The following is a 19,066-nucleotide window of genomic DNA, read 5'->3' as shown; positions in this document are numbered from 1 at the left end:
ATTCCGCTACGGACCGGGCAAGCACGAATGAAGACCCAAATTGTCGTCGTTGGCGGTGGGGCTGGAGGTCTTGGACTCGTGCGCCGGCTCGGAGCACGTCTCGGCCGCAAGGATTTCGATATCATTCTTGTCGAGCGGAACCACACCCATGTCTGGAAGCCGCTGCTCCATGAGGTTGCGGCCGGATCACTCGACGCAAATCTTGACGAAGTGGGCTACCGCGGCCACGGGCACCGTTGGGGCTACCGCTTCTTCTACGGGTCGCTGGAGGCCATCGATCGCACCGCGCGGCAGGTCACAGTGGCGCCGATATTCGACGATGACGGGTCGGAACTGGTCGGTCGACATCGGCTCCGATACGACTACCTCGTTATCGCAATCGGGTCGGTTTCAAACGACTTCGGCACTCCCGGAGTCAAGGATCATTGCCTTTTCCTCGAAGACCGTCACCAAGCGGATCGCTTTCGATTGAAGTTGTTGAATCATTGTCTTCGAGTTTCCAGGACAATGTCAGCTGATTCAACCGACGACGCCTTTGTTGATATAGCTATCGTCGGTGGCGGCGCGACAGGCGTCGAACTCGCTGAACTCTACAATGCTGCATCATCGCTCAGACATTATGGCCTGGAAGTCTTCGACGAGACCCGGCTGAGGGTCACTTTGATAGAGGCCGGGCCGCGGATTCTTCCGGCTCTCCCAGAAGCTTTGGCAAAGGCCGCGCATCAGGAACTTGAGGCCCTCGGCGTCCGGGTGCTCGCAAACACGGCTGTATCCGAAGCAACGGAACAGGGACTGCGGTGTGCTACCGGGGAGCAGATACACGCCAATATTTGCGTCTGGGCTGCAGGAGTGCAGGGGGCAAATATTCTGGGAGAGCTCGACGGACTTGAGGTGGCGCGCAGCAGGCAACTTGTCGTCCTTCCCACCCTCCAAACGAGCCGGGACGAGCGCATCTTCGCTATCGGCGATTGCTGCTTTTTCAAGCCGGAAGGGGCAGGCGGCCCGGTGCCGCCACGCGCTCAGGCCGCCCATCAGATGGCATCGACCGCTTATCGCAACATTCTTCACTTGATTGCCGGGGAAACGCCGGAAGCATTTGTCTATCGGGACAAGGGCTCGCTCGTGTCGTTGAGCCGGTTTTCCACCGTCGGCAGCTTGATGGGAAATCTCGTCGGAGGGCGGATGGCGATCGAAGGGCGGCTCGCCAGGATGATCTACGTGTCTTTGTACCGCATGCACCTGGTGGCCATACATGGCTGGATCAAGGGCCTGGCTCTTATCCTGGTCGGCCATGTCAACCGGGTTGTCCGTCCGCGTCTCAAATTGCATTGAGGTTGGTCAGGCGAGTGGCAGGCTGCGACCGAAAGATGCCGCTGAGGTCTGCGTTGCACCTCGCCTGACGACGCCCGAGTGGTCTTGCCGCGTTCCTCGCCCGATTTGCGCCATATGGCATGCCGACGGACGGCTCAAAACGAATGATCCCGCTGAATTGAAGGGGCATAACAGCAGCGAAATCTACCCGCCGGACGCCACTCTAAGGTCCGACTACAAATGTGACTTTGGATCAAGCGACAGCGTTGCACTCATGACCGTTGAGCATGACAGAGATAGCGTCAGCGTCCCGACCGAGCTGATGAAAATCGAGACCCGCCATGTGCCGGGCGCGCTGAAGCTGTCGCAGGAGATGGGCTGGCCTTATCTCCAGGAGGACTGGGAATTTGCCGTGAAGGTCGGCAATGGCCTGGTCCTCGAGCGGGCAGGACAGGTGATCGGCACTGCCATGTCCTGGAATTACGGACAGGCCTATGCCACTGCCGGGATGATCATAGTAACCGGCTCCGCGCAAGGCGGCGGCAACGGCTCCCGGCTTTTTGACGGGTTGCTTCAGGCCACGGACGGGCGCAGCGTGCTGCTCAATTCGACGGAAGAGGGGCTCGCACTCTACAAGCGACGCGGGTTCACTGCCTGGGGTACGGTGGTTCAGCACCAGGGCCCGCTGACCGTTGCCGTGACGCAGGGTACCCGCGACGACATCCGTCAGGTGACGGTCTCCGACCTCGCGGCAATCCAGGCCTTCGACGAACGGGCCACAGGCATGCCCCGGCCGTCGATGGTGGCTGGCCTCGCTGATGCGGGCAATGTTTCGGTCATCGAACGCGCGGGGCGGATTGCAGGCTACGCCATCGCCAGGCGGTTCGGCCGCGGCTATGTCGTCGGCCCTGTTGCAGCAGAAAGCGCCCAGGACGCGCGGCTTCTGATCCTGGCCCAGCTTGCGACGCTTCACGGTCAATTCGTGCGCATCGACGTCTATGCCGAACACGGATTGGGCGACTGGCTGGAGAGCCTGAGCCTCGCGCGTGTCGGTGATGTGATCGCGATGGTCAAGGGGCGACGGCCCGTCTGCGACGGGACGGCCCGCATGTATGCCTTGGCAAATCAGTCGTTCGGTTAAGGAATGAGGTAGGGTAGCGATGGATACGAATGTAAATATCCGTGAGGCGGCACAAACGATCGATGCCCTCATCACCCCGTCGCTGCTTCTGGACCGGGGCCGGATCGAGCGCAACATCCAGCGTCTGGCCGAGCATGCCAGAGAGCTTGGTGTCGTGCTGCGCCCGCATATGAAGACGGCCAAAAGCATCGACGTCGCCCGACATGTGTTCCCCGGCGAACCCGGCCCGATCACGGTCTCGACCATCGCCGAGGCGGAGTATTTCGCCGGCCACGGCTTTCGCGACATCACCTATGCAGTCGGCATGTCGCCGGCGTCGGCCGTCCGCGCCATGGAGCTTTGTCGCCGCACCGGCGCTGATGTGAAGCTGCTGCTCGATTGCGTGGAGCAGGCCGACGCCCTGGCCGGTGTACGCGAAGCCACCGGTGTGACGCCGTCCGTCTTCATCGAACTGGACTGCGACGACCATCGCGGCGGATTGAAGCCGGACGATCCCAAGCTGCTCGATGTGGCCGACAGGATCGTCGCAGCCGGCGCCAACCTGGTCGGCGTCCTCGCCCATGCCGGCGAGTCCTATGGCTTGAGCACGCCCTATGCACTGGTCAAGGCAGCCGAGGACGAGCGTTCGGCCACCGTGCGCGCCGCCGAAACTTTGCGCGCCCACGGCCATGCCTGCCCGATCGTCAGCCTCGGCTCGACGCCGACGGCGCACTTTGCGGAGAACCTCGAAGGCGTCACGGAGCTGCGCGCCGGGGTCTACATGTTCTTCGACCTCGTCCAGCACGGAGTAGGGGTCTGTGCCATCGACGACATCGCGATTTCCGTGTTGGCCACGGTGATCGGCGCCAAGCCGGAAAAGGGATGGGTGCTAGTCGACGCGGGATGGATGGCGCTTTCGCGCGACCGCGGAACCGCAAACCAGAAGATCGACCAGGGCTACGGCGTGGTCTGCGACGAAAAGGGGCGGGTTTTCGAAGATGTGATCGTGGCGCAGGCCAGCCAGGAACACGGTATCCTCGCCATTCGTGCCGGTTCTGGAAAGTCCATGCCCGATTTGCCGCTCGGGGCTCGGGTTCGGATTCTGCCCAACCATGCCTGCGCGATGGCCGCCCAGCATCATTTCTACAGCGTCGTCAACGAGGACAGTCCCCGGATCGAAGCGCGTTGGGAGCGGATCCGCGGATGGTAGGGGCCGCAATCGCAACGCTTTGCATGGCGCCCATGCAAACTGACGCACTGGTAGTGCAATCATGAAGTTTACATCTTATTGGCTGGATACCTCTCAGCCGTTCAATGAGGGCGCGTCCAAACCACTCGAAGGCGACTACGATGTGGCGGTTGTGGGCGGCGGCCTGACCGGATCCTCCGCCGCGCTGGCCCTCGCCAAAAAGGGCGCCCGGGTTGCACTGTTGGAGGCCGAAACGATCGGCAACGCCGCTTCCGGCCGCAATGGCGGGATGTGCAACAACGGTTTTGCCCAGAACTATGCAATCATGGCCGGCAAGCACGGCAAGCCGGCCGCAAACGCCCTCTACAAGGCTTTCGACGCCGGCGTCGATATGGTCGAGCGGTTGGTGCAGGAAGAAAAGATCGACTGCAGCTTCTCCCGCGTCGGCAAGCTCAAGCTTGCCGCCAAGCCTGAGCACTACGACGTGCTGGCGCGCAGCCAGGAACTCTTGGCGGCAAATGTCGATCCCGGGACGAGGATGATCGCGCGCGCCGACCTGCGAACTGAAGTCGGCACCAGCCGCTACCATGGCGGGCTGCTGTTTCCCAAGAGCGCCAGCATGCATGTCGGCCGTTTCGTCCGGGGTCTGGCAACCGCGGCGGCGCGGCGGGGCGCAGAGGTCTATGAAAACGCCCCCGTCATGGCTCTGCGCAAGGTCGCCGACGAGCATGAGGTCGAGACCCCGCGCGGCAAGATCGTCGCGCGCCAGGTCCTGCTGGCGAGCGGCATTTCCCAGGTCGGTCCGCTCGGATGGATCCGCCGCCGCATCGTGCCGGTCGGCGCCTTCCTGGTCGTGACGGAACCGCTGTCGCCTTCGCAACTCGAGCGCCTCATGCCGACCCGACGCAATGTCGTCGACACGCGCAATCTCGTCGTCTACTGGCGGCTGACGCCGGACAATCGCATGCTGTTCGGCGGGCGGGCCCGGTTTGCAGTATCCAACCCGCAGTCCGACGAGAAGAGCGGCCGGATCCTGAAAGCGGCGATGGTCGAGGTCTATCCGGAACTGGCCGACATCCGCATCGATTACTGCTGGGGCGGCATGGTCGACATGACCCGCGACCGCCTGCCGCGCGCCGGGGAGCGCAACGGAATCTACTACTCCATGGGCTATAGCGGCCACGGCACCCATATGTCGACGCTGATGGGCAGCATCATGGCCGATGTCATGGACGGGCGTCCCGACCTGAACCCCTGGAAGGATTTCGACTGGCCGGCGATCCCTGGATACTTTGGGCGTCCCTGGTTCCTGCCGATCCTCGGCGCCTATTACCGCATGAAGGACCTTGTCACATGATTTCGCCCCTCGAACACCTGTCCCGCAACGGACGCCTGGACAAGTTCTTCATCGACGGTCAATGGGTCGAGCCGAAGGGCACCGCCGAAGGCGTCGTGGTGAACCCCGCCACCGAAGAGGTCGTGGCCCGGTTTCCGCTCGGAAACAGCTGGGATGTGGACGCGGCCGTTGCAGCGGCCCGCCGGGCGTTCGCCACCTGGAGCCGTACCAGGCCGGAATACCGCGCGGGTCTGCTTGATCGCCTGCAGGCGCTGCTCGAAGCGCGCAATGAACTGCTTGCGCAATGCTTGAGCCTCGAAATGGGCGCGGCGATCGGATATGCGCGCACCGCGCAGGTGCCGCTCGCGATCGCCCATGTGCAAGTCGCTCGCGATGTCCTGAAAACCTTCCCCTTCGTCGTGCAGCGCGGCCACACCGCCGTCACCCACGAACCGATCGGTGTTTGCGCCCTGATCACGCCCTGGAACTGGCCACTCTACCAGATCACCGCCAAGGTTGCGCCGGCGCTTGCCGCAGGCTGCACGGTCGTGCTCAAGCCAAGCGAACTCTCTCCTTTGGACGCGCTGCTGTTTGCCGAGGCGATTGAGGAAGCCGGCTTCCCTGCCGGCGTCTTCAACCTCGTCAATGGTGACGGCCCAGGCGTGGGGATGGGTCTCGCCTCCCATAGGGATGTCGACATGATCTCCATTACCGGCTCGACCCGTGCCGGCATCGCGGTGGCCCAGGCCGCCGCGCCGACGGTCAAGCGCGTCGGACAGGAGCTCGGCGGCAAGTCGCCGAACGTGATTTTGCCCGACGCCGATCTCGATCGTGCCGTTTCGCTGGGCGTCGCCGCCGCCTTCCGCAATCTCGGCCAATCATGCAGCGCGCCGACGCGTATGGTCGTGCCGCGCGAGCGGCTGTCCGAGATCGAGGCGGTCGCCAAGAGGGCCGCAGCCCAGATCATCGTCGGCGATCCGCTTTCGGAAGCCACCACTCACGGTGCAATCGCCAACCGTTCCCAGTTCGACCGCATCCAAACCATGATCGGCGTCGGCATTTCAGAGGGCGCCAGGCTCCTCACCGGCGGGTCGGGTCGCGCGGACGATCTGAGCGTCGGGTTCTATGTCAAGCCGACCATCTTTTCCGACGTGCGCACAGGCATGCGCATTGCCCAGGAAGAGGTCTTCGGGCCAGTTCTCTGCATCATCCCCTACGACACAGTCGAGGAGGCTGTCACTATCGCCAACGATACGGTCTACGGGCTGGGGGCCCATGTGCAGGGCACGGATATGGGCGTCGTCAGGGACGTCGCCTCGCGGATCCGCGCCGGTCAGGTTCATCTCAACTACCCGGCCTGGGATCCGCACGCCCCGTTTGGCGGTTTCAAGCAGTCCGGAAACGGACGCGAATATGGCATCGAAGGCATGTTGGAGTATCTCGAGGTCAAATCCATCGTCGGCTATTTCTAGGCGACATCTTCGCCAGGCGCAGAGGGCGCAGCTGGCGCCGTCTACGCCTGTAGGCTGAGCGGATCGCTAATCAGTTAGAACATGTCGATTGATGACTGAATCGGATTTGGTGACGTCTGCGTCGGTTTGACTCATCAGGTTGCGATTCTATTCGGTCGCTTTGTGGATTACCTGTCGGGCATGATCGACCGACGCGGAATCGAGCAGCGGTGGAGGCGGACCGCTCGAAGCGGACGAGCGTGGCCGCCGGGTATTCGCTGCGACTGAGGCTCGTGCTGCGGGTTGTGGGCTTGCGGGGGTGTCTGAGATCACCGGTCTGGCCCGTTCGACGAGCGGGCGTGGCATCAAGGACCTCGATGTTACGGCGGCGTGCGGGCAGGTGCGTCGACAGGGCGTTTGTCTATGCGATCGAATGGAGTGGCAGAGAACTCTGGCCTGGAGCTTCCTCGATCGTTTGAAGCGCCGCCGTGCTGAGTTCAATTTGTGATTAGATTATTTTGACCAGGACTAACCTCCCACGTGATGTCCTTCGAGGCACGCCGAGATCGCCCGCAGCTGGAATTCCAGTGCGGGGCCCTCTGCCGGGAACCGGCCGTCCAGCGCGGAGGTGCCGACGGTAAATCCCGCTGCGCCACTGTTGCGAATGGTGTTGATCTGATCGGGCCGGTCCACCGATCCCGCGACGATAACGGGCTTGGGCACGGCCCGGCACACAGCGTCGATCAGCGATGGCACATTGCCTGCCGAACGGTAGGCGAGAAGGTCGAGACCGGCGACACCGGGATGGCTGGCGAGCGCGACGGCGCTTTTGACGATCTCGGCCTGCGATCCTTCCAAAATGCTCGGGTGCCCGACGATGCGACCCGGAAACGGATAGTAGCGGATGGGCGTCCCTTCCAGCAGCGGCAGCACCTCTTCGGCATGGGTGCCACCGAGAAGAAAGTCGACGCCGAGGTCGATCGCCGCCTTGACCGAGCGGATCTCGCTGTCGCGGTCGAGCGATACAACTTCGAGATAAGTGTTGGCTCCGCCCTCGCGGATCTGGCGGGCGAGGGCGGCAAGCGCGTCGAGCGGCAGGCCGATGTCCTTGAAGCCGATGTGGCGGATTCCGGCTCCGAGCGCCGTTTCGGCGTGGACGGCGGCGTCGGTCACCGTGCGGTCGTTGCGTGTCAGCATGAAGATGAAGTCGAATTGGGTCATGGGGTGACGGCTTTCTGGTTAGGGGAGGGAGGCCTTCAGCCTAAGGGCGTAGTCGAAGGCGGTCTCCAGGCTGAAGGGGTCGGCAACGCCGGACCCCGCGATGTCGAAGGCGGTGCCGTGATCGGGGCTGGTGCGCACGAATGGCAGGCCCAGCGTGACGTTCACGCCATGGTCGAGGCCCATATATTTGACCGGGATGAGACCCTGGTCGTGATACTGGGCGACCACGATGTCGAACCGGCCCTTACGGGCCTGCATGAACACGGTGTCGCCTGGCCATGGGCCGGAGGCGTCGATACCTTCGGCACGGGCCGCCTCGATCGCCGGCCGGATGATGCGGATTTCCTCGTCTCCGAAGAGACCGCCTTCGCCGGCATGCGGATTGAGGCCGGCGACGGCGACGCGCGGATGGGAGATGCCGAGCGCCTTCGCACCGGCATCGGCCAACCGGATGGCATCCATCTGCGCCGCGAAATCGCCTTTGCGGATCGCCTCGGACAGCGAACAATGGATGGTGACGAGGACCGTGCGAATGTCCTCGTTCGCCAGCATCATGGCGACCTTGGGAGCCCCGCCATGATCGGCCAGGATTTCGGTGTGGCCGGGATAGTGCAAACCGGCTGCTGCGAGTGCTTCCTTGTGAATCGGCGCCGTTACGATGCCGCCCACCCAACCGTCCCGCGCCAGTCCGATCGCGACAACGATGGCGTCGAACGCCGCGCGTCCACTGACGGCCGAAACCTGGCTGACCGGTGGCAGGGCGGAAAGCTGCGAGGAGCAAAGCACGTTGAGGGTTCCGTCATCGAGCACGGTCTCATCGACGGAGGCGATCGGCCGAACCCGCACATTAGAGTTAAGCGCGCAAAGGGCGTGGGTCATCACCAGCGGATCACCGACGACGATCCAGTGTCGCTTGTCCGGTCGACGGAGATACATTTTTGCGATGATCTCGGGGCCGATGCCGGAGGGATCACCCATGGTCACGGCTAGTGGAGCGTCATGGGCGGTCATGGAGAAGAGCCTTTCTTGAAAGCGGTTTGGCCAGCAGGTCGCGGGCGGCATCAAGGAGTGCCGAGGTTGAGCCGAAGCCTCCCGCCTTCATGGCGATGGTGAGCGACGTTCCGTCCGCCCGTTCGGCGCGGCCAACCGGAAAGCCGGGCTCCAACTCGCGGGTGAGAAGGAACCCGTTGATGCCGAGGCGATCGAGGATCGCGGCCATCGTCTCGCCGCCGGTGGCGATCACCGCGTCATAGTCGCGCCCGGTGACCGCCGCGGCTGCTTGTCCGGCGAGGTTCGTCATCACCGCGCTGGCATTCTCCTGCCGTTGCAGCGGCGCCCGAAGACAAATCACACGGGCGTCGCCGGGAGGGTCGGCCAGGTCGCTGACGACGGGAACGCCTTGTACCTGCAAGGTCTCGCATTGGGCGCGCGTCACCGGATTGGCGCTTCCTGCGACGATCACCACCCGCCCGGCGGCTTTACCCGTTACCCGGCGTTCATCCGGCACTGCAGGGACCAGCGATGCCAGCGCGATGGCGAGACCAGGAGAGCCCACCCAAAGAACAGTCTCAGGATCGGGGATGCCGGCGACCTGCCGGTTCAGTAGGTCCTGGCTGTCGGCGTCGAGGATCAGAATGGACCCTTTCGTCGCCGCATCGCCGGAACTGTCTGGGGCGATAATGATTGGTTTCCCCAGGGATGGGTCGACCAGATCGGCAATGTCCGATGTGCCTGCGGGATGGACTGGATCGCGGCCGTAGACGCTTTGACTCACGGGAATGCCATTCACCGTCTGGATCCCGCCGACGGTGAGCCGCCCCGCTTCGGGAAAGGCTGGAGCGATGACAAGCCTGCTCCGGCCGCTGGCGCGAAAGGCGGCGGCGACTTCCACGCGGATATGGCCGCGCAGGGTCGAATCGATCGTTTTGAACAGAAGGCGGGCATGCGAGAGGGCCGACACGGCGTCGGCGATAGCCCTTGTCGCCTGCCAGATGTCGGAGGCGCGGCTGTTGGTATCGATAGAAGTGATAGCTCCATTCTCCGCGCCGTCGACCTGTCGCTTGATCACAGGTGCATAGCCTCTCGCGAGAAAGGCCGCCGCGCCGTCGGTAGCACTGGTCAGATCGTCGGCGACTATCCCGACGAGGAGAGATGTGGTCTGCTTCATGTTGGTGAGAATAGCAGAACGGTGAGAACCGAATATCGATATGATCTGACGATTTATGGTGATATGAAATCACCAATGAAACGATCTGACCTACCTTCACTCGACGATCTGCGTGCCTTCCAAACAGTGGCGCGTCTGGGGTCTGTGCGTGCTGCGGCGGCCGAACTCGCTCTGACGCATGGTGCAGTCAGCCGTCGCGTCTCCAAACTCTCCACCGATCTTGGCTTGCGCTTGCTCGAAGCGGACGGGCGCGGGGTGCGTCTGACCTCCGATGGCGCGAAGCTGGCGGAGGCGACCGGCAAGGCGTTCCATTTAATCACTGATGCCTTGGCAGAGATCAGATCCAGCTCGACGCCCATTCCGATCATCTTGTCCTGCGAGCGCTCGCTGGCGATGCGCTGGCTGATCCCGCGCCTGTCCGGGTTTCAGGATCGATACCCGGATGTCGAGGTGCATCTGTCGACCGGCGGCGGAGGGCTCGACTTCGCGCGTGACCGGGTGACGCTTGCGATCCGCCGTCTCGATTTTCCGGTGGACCCGGAATGGACCATCATCAGGCTGATGCCCGAGCGCGTCGGTCCGGTCATGCTGCCATCCCTGCGCAAGCGGTTCGAGAGTGGCGACTATGTGGCGCTCGGATCACGGACGCGACCGGATGCCTGGGAAGCGTGGCTCGACGCGCACATGGCTGCGCCGCGTCCTCGAGCGACCCGATTGCTGGATCATCATTTCCTGATGACAGAAGCGGCCCTGGGTGGTCTTGGCGTTGCTCTTGCCCCCCAGGCGATTGCAGCGGATGACGTCGCGAATGGGCGATTGGAAGCACCACTCGGCTTTGATCGCGACGGGACGGACTACGGCCTGATCCATCCGAAGTCGATCACTGTTTCAAGCGGCCTCTCCGCATTGCGCGATTGGCTGACCGCAGAGTCCGAGAGTATCGTTCAAGCGGCAGGTGCTTGAGAACAGCTAAACCAAGAAATAAGGTCGCCTTTGCGCCCGTATCGGCTCAGACAGGGAAAGAGACAGCACTGCGAAAGGGCGTGCTGGTTTTTCGGTCGACCGGAGAGCCTTCTGCCGGATGACCTCGCATTGCGGCACATTCTGCCAAACGCCTGCGATTATGCTCTGCTGATAGGGCAGATTGACAGGAACCAAGGACATGGATCGCTTCCGGCCGAAATACGTGACTTTTGATTGCCACGGCACGCTCATCAATTTCCAGATGGCGGAAGCCGCCAGGGACCTGTTCGGTCATCTTCTGGATGGGCCGGGCATGGACGAATTCATCAGAAACTTCCAGGGCTATCGCCTCGACGAGGTGATGCAGGACTGGAAGCCTTATGCGGATGTCGTTCACAACGCACTGGAACGCACCTGCCGCCGCAACAGCGTCGCATTCCGTGCCGAAGACGCCGAAACGATCTACAACCGCATCCCGACCTGGGGGCCGCATCCCGACGTCCCCGAGGGATTGGCCAAGCTGGCCAAGGAAATTCCGTTGGTCACCCTGACGAACTCCATGGTGGCCCAGATTCCGTCGAACGTGGCAAAGCTCGGTGCGCCCTTTCATGCCGTCTTGACCGCTGAAGAGGCGGGTGCCTACAAGCCGCACTTCAAGGCGTTCGAATACATGTTCGACATGCTGGGCTGCGGCCCGGAGGATATCACGCATGTGTCCTCGTCTTTCCGCCACGACCTGATGTCCGCCTATGATCTGGGGATCAAGAGCAAGGTCTGGGTCAATCGCGGCCACGAGCCGGCCAATCCCTTTTACGAATACACCGAAATCCGCGATGTGACGCAGCTGCCCGGCGTTTTCGGACTCTGAGGGGCGAGGAGGCCGGAGCCCCGCAGAGCACTGCGCCAATTTTCGAGGGCGGCCAGCGGCGCCGTCTCAAACACCGCGAGAAATGGAACTGCAGGGCGTCATCGCTGGAGCGCTCCCTCTGTCGAAGCATGAAGGACAACGGTTCCCCAACAGGCGAGGATCTTTCGAATTGGGTGCTTATGGTGATCTGGTCCCCGATGAAGAAGCTGGTCAGCTCAATGGCTCCATGACGGCAGGACGCGACCATCTGGCTTACGCGGCAGCTTCAACCGAAGCTTATTTTCGCGCTGCCGCCGCAAGCCTGGCGATGCGGCCGGGCGCTTCCGAACCGGACATGTCGGCGGCACTGCTGAAGCGCCACTACGGATTGACCGGATCGATCGCGACATTGTCCTCCGAGGTTGAGCGCACCGTTGACGTCAACCTGCTGGACGGCCGCCGGTTGATCCTGAAGACGTCGGCAACAGCGGAGGCGGTCGACAGCTTTCGTTTTCAAGCCGCCGCTATGGCCGGATTGCAAGGGTTCACCGGCTTCGTCGCACCCGAAGTGCTCCGCACGACCAGCGGCGCGTTGATGTTCGAGCAAGAGGGGATGTTCGAGCAAGAGGGGACATGCGGGTACCTGCAGACCCGGATCGAGGGCATTCCGCTGCACCAGGCGACGCGAACTCCCGACCTGCTTTTTCGAACCGGCAGTGCTCTCGCCCGGCTGGACCTGGCTCTTGAGCTGGTCAGTGTGCCCGCGGCTCACCGTCCCGTTCTTTGGCACATCGGTTGCTGGCCGAGGTTGATGGAACTGGAGCAATACCTGCCATCCCTGAGCATTGCCGAGAGCGTACGCGTCGCGATGTCGGAGTATGCGGAGCTCGTTGAGCCACAAATCGCTGATGTGGCGTGGCAGGTAACGCATAATGATCCCAGCCCGTTCAACATGATGGTGACAGACCAGGGAATGGGTTTCATCGATTTCGGCGATGGCTGCTGGAGCCCCAGGATCCAGGACCTGGCGATCGCAGCAAGTCACGTCGTAGCGGATTCGACACTTCCTTTGGGTGGAGCCGAGCATCTTATTGCCGGCTACGCCTCCGTCATTGCACTTTCGGCGCTGGAAGCAAAACTGCTCGTCGGACTGATGCGGGCGCGACAAAGCGCGTTGATCCTGGTCAACTACTGGCGGTCCCACCTTTTTCCGGCCGATGCCCAGTACATCAAAAAGAATGTCGCGCGTGCCGAGCACGGACTGTCCATCCTGGCGCCTCTTGGTGTCGCATCGGGCGAGGCAGCCGTCCTGGCGGCAATGTCGTCGTTTCAGCCGTAACGCATCTCGGTTCGCTCGACCGGCACGGTAGCCAAAAGACGAACCGCGAATTGATCAAAGCACTCTTTCAGATAGGCAGCAGCACATGTCCACAGATCTCATGCCTAATCGCTACAGGCCCGGCGAATCCGATCTTCCGAGGCGCGAGTCCGAGCTCATTGCTCGCCGTGACGAAGTACTTGGGGCCTCCTATCGGCTTCAGTACCGCCGGCCCGTCCACTTCGTTCGCGGCGAAGGCATGTGGCTCTACGACCCTGACGGGCGTGCCTATCTTGATTTCTACAACAACGTGCCGTCGCTCGGCCATTGCCACCCAGAAGTAAACGCCGCAATGGCTGAACAGGCGGGCCGGATAAGCGCCAACACGCGCTATCTCGAGCCAAAACTTATCGACTATGCCGAGCGACTGGTCGACACTTTCCCAAGCGAGCTCGACCGGGTGGTTTTTACCTGCACGGGGAGTGAATCCAACGATCTGGCCCTGCGTATCGCGCGATTTGCGAGCGGCAATGAAGGCGTGATCGTCTCGACCTACGCCTATCACGGCACCAGCGCGGCTGTCGCCGCGGTTTCCCCGAACCTGGGCGACGCCGTCAAGCTCAGCCCATTCGTGCGCATGGTCTCCCTGCCGGGGCCGGAGGGTGTGCCGGAAGCCCAGGCTGCGGACTTTTTCGAGGCGCAAGTACGTGCGGCCATCGTAGATCTGAACCGTCGTGGCATCGGCGTTGCGGCCCTGCTCATCGACAGTATTTTTTCCAGCGATGGCGTATGGGTCGATCCCCCCGGCTTCATCGCCGGTGGAGTTGCGGCAGTGCGAGAGGCAGGTGGTCTCGTCATCGCCGACGAAGTTCAGCCGGGTTTTGGGCGAACCGGCGCTCATATGTGGGGCTTTGAACGGCACCGGATCGTTCCCGATCTCGCTACCCTCGGCAAGCCGATGGGCAACGGATTTCCAATTGGCGCGGTCGTCGGTCGCAAAGCACCGATGGAGCAATTTGGCGCAACCGCTCGCTACTCCAACACGTTCGCCGGAAATACGGTTGGCATAGCGACCGCCGACGCCGTGCTGGCGATCCTGCAGCGCGACCAGATCCCCCAGAAAGCGCTTGCCATGAGCCAGCGCCTCCGGGCCGGGCTGGAGAAAATCGCACAGCAGCCATATGGAGTTCGCGCTATCCGAAACGCCGGTCTGTTCTTTGGCATCGACATCGGGCGTGAGGGTGCCCCGGCCGCAAGCCGGCGGGCAATGGCGCTGGATGTGGTGAACGCACTGCGCGACGACGGCGTCCTTGTCAGCACGACAGGGGCCAACGAGGATTCGCTCAAAGTGCGCCCGCCGCTCGTTTGCCAGGCCGAGCATGTCGACCTCTTCCTTGCAGCCATCGAGCGGGCGCTCATCAAGGTCGCAGGCTAGACCGCATGCCCGCGCGCAGGTGGCCAGGTCCTGGTTCCCAGGTCCTGGTCAATGCATGCCGAGATTGGCGGTGTCGGGTCGGCCGCTTTGGGGCCTGTCGGCTGGATCAGGCAAGCATATCCTTCAGCCGATAATAGGTGCCCACCATTGGCAGGAATCACGGCTTGCCGGTATGCAGCGGGACGGCATTCCAGTCCATGCCGCCGATTGGATTGGTATCCGTGCGGCCCATTGCAATGTCCGCCAGGACATTTCCGATCAGCGTCGAGAGCTGCGCGCCATGTCCTGAATAGCGTCGATAGCATAGTGACGGGCTTTATCCTGCCTGACGACGCCATTCATGCCCCTAACGAGCGGTACGATGTCGAACGACTCCGCAAGGGGATACGCAGTTGGGTGAGGATCCTGGCGGAACTAACGGTCGGCCCAGGCCGCGCCGGGCAAGGTGCGGGCACCCTAAAAGCGAAACGGGGCCGGTCGATCCGGCCCCGCTCGTCTACTGCCGCAACCTGAAGAGGTTCTCGTCTTACACCCAGATCAGTTTGGCGAATAAGGCAGCGACGAGTGATGCAGGACGATCTTCAGCTGACCGTCACCCATTCGCTCAATTCCAAAAGAGTATTCGACCTTGGTCTCGGAGCCGTCCGTCTTCGTGAAATAGTAGTTGCCCATCGACATGGCACTATCGCTGTCGACGATCGTGCCTTCGTTTTCCCAGCGCACCTCGGTGTAGGGCGCAGTCGCGAATCCCTTGTCTTCGCTCACAACTCCCGTGACGAAATATGACAAGGCTTCCTCGAAAGTGCCGCGGAACTGGTCTTCGTTTGCAAGGGTGGGCTTGAACAGAACTTCTTCCTTTCCGTAGGCATAGAATTTCTTGAGATGCTCCTCGGCAGCAGCTCTGTAGTCGCCGCCATCAGTGAAGACCTGCCCGATGTCGACAATACCCTCGCCCCAGGCTTTCTGAAGCGCGACGACTTCGTCCGCCGTAACCGGGGTCATTCCCTTGGCTTGCGCGGATCCCACGGCCATCAGGGCAATTACGCTGGCTGACATCGCTATCTTGTTGAGCATTCTGTTTTCTCCGTTTGCTACACGGGCGTCGCCGCCCACGGGGATCAATTGGTGACCGGAGATCGATGAAACCAATGGTAATTTTCTGTTGAATCGATAGCTTCCAGCTATCAATCAAAGGAACATTCATCATGCGCCCCACGTTCCGCCAGCTTCAGTATTTTGTGGCGGTCGCCGATCAGTCCGCATTTGGCGCAGCCGCTCAGGAGCTGGCCGTCAGCCAGCCCAGCTTGTCCAAACAGCTCGCGACCATGGAGGCGGAACTTGGCATCGCCCTGTTCGAGCGCACCTCCCGGCGTGTGCAGCTCACGCCACTGGGTGAAATCCTTTTGCCCAGAGCGCGCGCGATCTTGCGGGATCTGGAAGAGTTCCGGGGCTTGGCCAGACACGCCGATGGCAAGCTGAACCTGCGCCTCAACATCGGCGTGCTGCCATCGGTCGGAGCCTACTACATGCCATTGGCGACCCGCCGACTGCACGCCTCTTTCCCCGATCTCAGGCTAGCCGTTCAGGAGGGTGCAACGCGCGATTTGCTGAACCATTTGCGTGAGGGGCGGTTGGATGCGGTTATCGGTTCCCCGACGGAAAACCCCGAGTTTCGCACCCGCCCGTTGTTCACTGAAACTCTGTGGATCTGCGCCGCGGCCGATGATCCCCTCTCATCGTCAGACGGCCCCGTTACGCTTGCGGATCTTGCCGCGAAGCCGCTTCTGTCCCTGAGCCCGGGATACCGGCTCACCGAGATCGTCGAGCGACTTGCCGCACTGGCGGGAACGCAGGTTAGCCGGGACTATCAGGGCGCGAGCCTTGACGCCGTTCGCCAAATGGCTGTCATGGGCGCTGGTGTCGCGGTGTTGCCATCGCTTTATGCTTTGGGAGAGGCGATCCGGGACCCGGAATTCATCCTTCGCCGTCTTGATCATCCAGAAGCGCGACATGAGATCGCCCTTCATTGGCGTCGTAGCTCACCCATGAATTCGGCTTTCGAGAAGCTGACCGCCGCTCTTGTGGCGGTCAAGGAGGAAATCCGAGCAGCCCGCGGAGAGCAGTTTCCCTAGTGCGCGTTTGCCTTGAGTGATTGCCTCCTGTACCTGCTGGTGGGCGCCGGGACCGGCCGTCCCTCCGAAAACCTCAGCAGCCGTGCTATCGGGCAACAGGAAAAATCCCCTCAAGCAGAAAAGCGGTGTTGAGTGACATTGATGGTTACGCTTTGAAAATAGAATGAAATGGGTCACATATCATAGTGGTCGGCAATGTCAGTCTGCCCAATCTCAGTGCCGTTTAAAAAATGTGTATAAATGATTGAAAGACATATGAGATTCGCCATCGCGCCGATGATGGATTGGACGGACATCGCGAAAAGCAACGCATATCCAATAACTTAGGTGGTTCCGTTTCTCTGAGTTGTACTGTTGTTGTACTCGTCCAGAGTGCTTGGGCACAAAATGGGCCGCGTTTTGCCGTTGCGTGACTAGTGCAGGATTTGAACCTGTGAACTTCAGGTTTGAGTTTTCGAGCCGGAATGCTGGTGCAGTGGCGCCTAAGTATCTCCCGTTTCCGCTTACGCCCACAGGGTCTTCCTTGCCTACGTGCGCGGAGAACCTGGGGGACGGGTTGATCGCCGTCTTCGAGCTCACCAATCATCCCAACATCGACCCAGTCGAGACCATAGAGGCGGGCCTGACGGGCTATGACGCGCTGATTGCTGGTCAGCCACGACGAGACCTTCCTTGCGATTGTCGGCGCGCCAACCGGCGGAGTGATCTCGGAAACTTCGGCTCTTGGGCCTCGCGAGCACCGTATCGCGAGGCAGGCCGGATGGCTCAGGGAATGAGCAGAAGCTTGCCCGTCGTGGCGCGGCTTTCCATGTCGGCATGGGCGCGTGCTGCTTCGGCGAGCGGGTAAACGCCGCCGATCCGGATCTTCAGGTTCCCCTTCACGATCCAGTCGAAGAGTTGGCTGGTGTGGGCGCGAAGCAGTGCCGGGGTGTAAATATGATCGAAGAACCTAGCGTAGCCGATCTTGATGCTTTTCGGCAGGCTCATGATGTCGAGCGGTCCGGGACCGCCCAGCACCGGGCCGTACCAGCAGAAGGTGCCGGAGCGGCGCAGGGAGTCGAGCGAAGCCTGAAAGGTCTTCGGGCCGGAACCGTCATAGACGACATGGACGCCTTCACCGCCGGACAGGCGAACGACTTCCTCGGCGAATCGCCCCTCGGTGTCCACGATCACATGGTCTGCTCCGGCCTCTCTTGCGACGGCGATCTTGTCTGCGGACGAGACGCGGCCGATCACGTGCCCCCCTCTCAGCTTTATGATCTGGGTGAGCAGCAATCCGACGCCGCCCGCCGCCGCATGGACCAGCGCCACGTCGCCGGGCTGGACGGGATAGAAGTCGGTGGCGAAGTGGCTGGCGGTCAGCCCCTGCATCATCACGGAAGCGGCCGTACGATCATCGATCCCGTCCGGAAGCGGCACGAGCGCGTCCGCAGAAATGGTGATACGCTCGGCATAGCTTCCCGGCGCGTATACCCAGGCAACCCGTTGCCCTGGCCGGAAATGCTCTACTCCATCGCCCACGGCGAGCACCCGTCCGACACCCTCTACGCCCAGAATCTTGGGATCAGGCATCTCCGTCCAGGCCATGCCCTTTCGGACGCCGATGTCCATGAAGTTCACGCCCGCCGCGGTGACCTCGACCAGAACTTGGCCGCTCGCGGGAGCAGTTTCGGAGCGCTCGACGAATTCGAGCGCATCCGGTCCCCCGGTGCGGTTCATGACGACGGCTTTCATCGCGATATCTCCCTGGCAGCATTCTCGATCAACCGCGCTACCGGTTCAGGGTTCGACACCATCACTACGTGCGAAGCGCCCTTGATCGCAATCGTTTCGCGGGCGTGAGCCCGTTCAGCCATGTAGGCGGATGCTCGCGGCGGGATGTTCTTGTCCGCGTCGCCGTAGATGAACCAGCTTGGGATATTCTTCCAGCCAGTCTTGGTCTGGGCTTCGTTGAGGGCCGCTTCCGTGATCGGCCGCTGCGTTGCGGCCATCAGCCTCCCCTCGGCATCGGAGACGTCTGCCGCGAACTGATCGTGGAACTTGTCCTGCTGGATGTAGAGGTCCTTTCCGCCGCCTGACAGCGCGACAGGAGGAGCGAGTGTCGGACCAAGCGTGCTGCCTGGAAACTTTCCTGCAAGTTGCGCCGCGGTTTCACCCACCTCCGGCGCAAATGCGGCGACATAGACCAGAGCCTTCACGTTAGAATGACCATCGGCGGCATCGCTGATCACCGACCCGCCATAGGAATGGCCGACTAGAACGACCGGCGTTTCTATCGAGGAAAGCACATCGGCGACATAGTCTCCGTCACTTCTGACGCCTCGCAGCGGATTGGCTGCCGCCACTACGGGGAAGCCATCTTTCTCAAGAATCTCAACGACACCGTTCCAACTCGAAGAGTCGGCGAAGGCGCCATGAACCAAGACGACGGTAGGTTTGCCGGACTGCGCGTGGGCGTTGCCCAACGAGGCCGCGATAATGGCTAGGCCTGCGAGCAAGATTTTCATCTGAACATCCTTTCGTTGTGGGGTGCGGTCTTCACTGTGCCGAGCGCAGGGTGAGGAGGAGCGGAGTGC

16 protein-coding genes and 1 pseudogene are annotated in these 19,066 nt (G+C 62.0%); 10 read left to right on the top strand and 7 right to left on the bottom strand.

Annotation, left to right across the window (positions count from 1 at the left end; all coding sequences use genetic code 11):
• The first annotated feature begins 27 nt into the window (after nt 1-27).
• From AC0L2V_RS29450 to AC0L2V_RS29430, 5 genes are all read left to right on the top strand, one after another.
• A complete protein-coding gene (locus tag AC0L2V_RS29450; RefSeq protein WP_473521905.1) occupies nt 28-1,332 on the top strand; it encodes an NAD(P)/FAD-dependent oxidoreductase in 1,305 nt (434 codons plus the stop codon).
• Nucleotides 1,333-1,633: 301 nt separating this feature from the next.
• Nucleotides 1,634-2,452: a GNAT family N-acetyltransferase gene (locus tag AC0L2V_RS29445; protein ID WP_473521904.1), complete on the top strand. Its 819-nt coding sequence runs from the start codon at nt 1,634-1,636 to the stop codon at nt 2,450-2,452.
• 19 nt (nt 2,453-2,471) lie between these two features.
• Nucleotides 2,472-3,641 (top strand): alanine racemase, encoded by a 1,170-nt coding sequence (locus AC0L2V_RS29440; RefSeq protein ID WP_473521903.1) that lies wholly within the window; start codon nt 2,472-2,474, stop codon nt 3,639-3,641.
• Between the two features lie 61 nt (nt 3,642-3,702).
• Nucleotides 3,703-4,977, top strand: coding sequence for an NAD(P)/FAD-dependent oxidoreductase (locus AC0L2V_RS29435; protein ID WP_473521902.1), 1,275 nt, complete (start codon nt 3,703-3,705; stop codon nt 4,975-4,977).
• Nucleotides 4,974-6,428, top strand: a complete 1,455-nt coding sequence (locus tag AC0L2V_RS29430) for an aldehyde dehydrogenase family protein (protein WP_473521901.1) — start codon at nt 4,974-4,976, stop codon at nt 6,426-6,428. Before AC0L2V_RS29435 ends, AC0L2V_RS29430 begins: the two co-directional genes overlap by 4 nt.
• Before the next feature lie 507 nt (nt 6,429-6,935).
• Here the strand turns inward: AC0L2V_RS29430 and AC0L2V_RS29425 are convergent.
• The 3 genes from AC0L2V_RS29425 to AC0L2V_RS29415 are packed head-to-tail and all read right to left on the bottom strand — an operon-like array spanning nt 6,936 to nt 9,795.
• Nucleotides 6,936-7,628 (bottom strand): beta/alpha barrel domain-containing protein, encoded by a 693-nt coding sequence (locus tag AC0L2V_RS29425; protein WP_473521900.1) that lies wholly within the window; start codon nt 7,626-7,628, stop codon nt 6,936-6,938.
• A gap of 18 nt (nt 7,629-7,646) precedes the next feature.
• Entirely contained in the window at nt 7,647-8,639 is a 993-nt protein-coding gene (pdxA, locus tag AC0L2V_RS29420) for a 4-hydroxythreonine-4-phosphate dehydrogenase PdxA (RefSeq protein WP_473521899.1), read from the bottom strand.
• The gene (locus tag AC0L2V_RS29415; protein WP_473521898.1) at nt 8,626-9,795 is read right to left on the bottom strand and encodes a four-carbon acid sugar kinase family protein; all 1,170 of its coding nucleotides are present in this window, start codon (nt 9,793-9,795) and stop codon (nt 8,626-8,628) included. Before AC0L2V_RS29415 ends, pdxA begins: the two co-directional genes overlap by 14 nt.
• 21 nt (nt 9,796-9,816) lie before the next feature.
• Between AC0L2V_RS29415 and AC0L2V_RS29410 the strand changes: the two genes are divergently transcribed.
• The 4 genes from AC0L2V_RS29410 (at nt 9,817) to AC0L2V_RS29395 (ending at nt 14,358) form a co-directional block, all read left to right on the top strand.
• Nucleotides 9,817-10,758 carry a LysR family transcriptional regulator gene (locus tag AC0L2V_RS29410; RefSeq protein ID WP_473521897.1) on the top strand — a complete coding sequence of 314 codons (942 nt, stop codon included), beginning with the start codon at nt 9,817-9,819 and terminating at the stop codon, nt 10,756-10,758.
• Between the two features lie 199 nt (nt 10,759-10,957).
• Nucleotides 10,958-11,626 (top strand): haloacid dehalogenase type II, encoded by a 669-nt coding sequence (locus AC0L2V_RS29405; protein ID WP_473521896.1) that lies wholly within the window; start codon nt 10,958-10,960, stop codon nt 11,624-11,626.
• Between the two features lie 169 nt (nt 11,627-11,795).
• Complete coding sequence (locus AC0L2V_RS29400) at nt 11,796-12,944, top strand: phosphotransferase enzyme family protein (protein WP_473521895.1); 1,149 nt, start codon at nt 11,796-11,798, stop codon at nt 12,942-12,944.
• 85 nt (nt 12,945-13,029) lie between these two features.
• Nucleotides 13,030-14,358 (top strand): aspartate aminotransferase family protein, encoded by a 1,329-nt coding sequence (locus tag AC0L2V_RS29395; protein ID WP_473521894.1) that lies wholly within the window; start codon nt 13,030-13,032, stop codon nt 14,356-14,358.
• Between the two features lie 157 nt (nt 14,359-14,515).
• Here the strand turns inward: AC0L2V_RS29395 and AC0L2V_RS29390 are convergent.
• A pseudogene (locus tag AC0L2V_RS29390) lies at nt 14,516-14,650 on the bottom strand (FAD-dependent oxidoreductase); the annotation flags it as partial.
• Between the two features lie 245 nt (nt 14,651-14,895).
• Nucleotides 14,896-15,432 (bottom strand): phosphoribosyl-AMP cyclohydrolase, encoded by a 537-nt coding sequence (locus tag AC0L2V_RS29385; RefSeq protein ID WP_473521893.1) that lies wholly within the window; start codon nt 15,430-15,432, stop codon nt 14,896-14,898.
• Between the two features lie 131 nt (nt 15,433-15,563).
• On the opposite strand from AC0L2V_RS29385, the gene AC0L2V_RS29380 reads away from it, so the two are divergent.
• The gene (locus tag AC0L2V_RS29380; RefSeq protein ID WP_473521892.1) at nt 15,564-16,490 is read left to right on the top strand and encodes a LysR family transcriptional regulator; all 927 of its coding nucleotides are present in this window, start codon (nt 15,564-15,566) and stop codon (nt 16,488-16,490) included.
• A 765-nt stretch (nt 16,491-17,255) separates the two neighbouring features.
• Here AC0L2V_RS29380 and AC0L2V_RS29375 read toward each other — a convergent pair.
• Nucleotides 17,256-18,224: a quinone oxidoreductase family protein gene (locus AC0L2V_RS29375; RefSeq protein ID WP_473521891.1), complete on the bottom strand. Its 969-nt coding sequence runs from the start codon at nt 18,222-18,224 to the stop codon at nt 17,256-17,258.
• A complete protein-coding gene (locus AC0L2V_RS29370) occupies nt 18,221-18,997 on the bottom strand; it encodes an alpha/beta fold hydrolase (protein ID WP_473521890.1) in 777 nt (258 codons plus the stop codon). The genes AC0L2V_RS29375 and AC0L2V_RS29370 overlap by 4 nt, the downstream gene beginning before the upstream one ends.
• Nucleotides 18,998-19,066: the final 69 nt, after the last annotated feature.

The organism is Mesorhizobium sp. WSM4814, from assembly GCF_055811595.1.
The sequence above is the reverse complement of the archived record's forward strand: the minus strand, read 5'-3'. Positions and strand labels throughout refer to the sequence as shown.

Excerpts from the sequence above, each read along its gene's own strand:
- AC0L2V_RS29450 (WP_473521905.1), top strand. The coding sequence starts at position 28 with ATGAAGACCCAAATTGTCGTCGTTGGCGGTGGGGCTGGAGGTCTTGGA.
- AC0L2V_RS29445 (WP_473521904.1), top strand. The coding sequence starts at position 1,634 with ATGAAAATCGAGACCCGCCATGTGCCGGGCGCGCTGAAGCTGTCGCAG.
- AC0L2V_RS29440 (WP_473521903.1), top strand. The coding sequence starts at position 2,472 with ATGGATACGAATGTAAATATCCGTGAGGCGGCACAAACGATCGATGCC.
- AC0L2V_RS29435 (WP_473521902.1), top strand. The coding sequence starts at position 3,703 with ATGAAGTTTACATCTTATTGGCTGGATACCTCTCAGCCGTTCAATGAG.
- AC0L2V_RS29430 (WP_473521901.1), top strand. The coding sequence starts at position 4,974 with ATGATTTCGCCCCTCGAACACCTGTCCCGCAACGGACGCCTGGACAAG.
- AC0L2V_RS29425 (WP_473521900.1), bottom strand. The coding sequence starts at position 7,628 with ATGACCCAATTCGACTTCATCTTCATGCTGACACGCAACGACCGCACG.
- pdxA (WP_473521899.1), bottom strand. The coding sequence starts at position 8,639 with ATGACCGCCCATGACGCTCCACTAGCCGTGACCATGGGTGATCCCTCC.
- AC0L2V_RS29415 (WP_473521898.1), bottom strand. The coding sequence starts at position 9,795 with ATGAAGCAGACCACATCTCTCCTCGTCGGGATAGTCGCCGACGATCTG.
- AC0L2V_RS29405 (WP_473521896.1), top strand. The coding sequence starts at position 10,958 with ATGGATCGCTTCCGGCCGAAATACGTGACTTTTGATTGCCACGGCACG.
- AC0L2V_RS29395 (WP_473521894.1), top strand. The coding sequence starts at position 13,030 with ATGTCCACAGATCTCATGCCTAATCGCTACAGGCCCGGCGAATCCGAT.
- AC0L2V_RS29385 (WP_473521893.1), bottom strand. The coding sequence starts at position 15,432 with ATGCTCAACAAGATAGCGATGTCAGCCAGCGTAATTGCCCTGATGGCC.
- AC0L2V_RS29380 (WP_473521892.1), top strand. The coding sequence starts at position 15,564 with ATGCGCCCCACGTTCCGCCAGCTTCAGTATTTTGTGGCGGTCGCCGAT.
- AC0L2V_RS29375 (WP_473521891.1), bottom strand. The coding sequence starts at position 18,224 with ATGAAAGCCGTCGTCATGAACCGCACCGGGGGACCGGATGCGCTCGAA.
- AC0L2V_RS29370 (WP_473521890.1), bottom strand. The coding sequence starts at position 18,997 with ATGAAAATCTTGCTCGCAGGCCTAGCCATTATCGCGGCCTCGTTGGGC.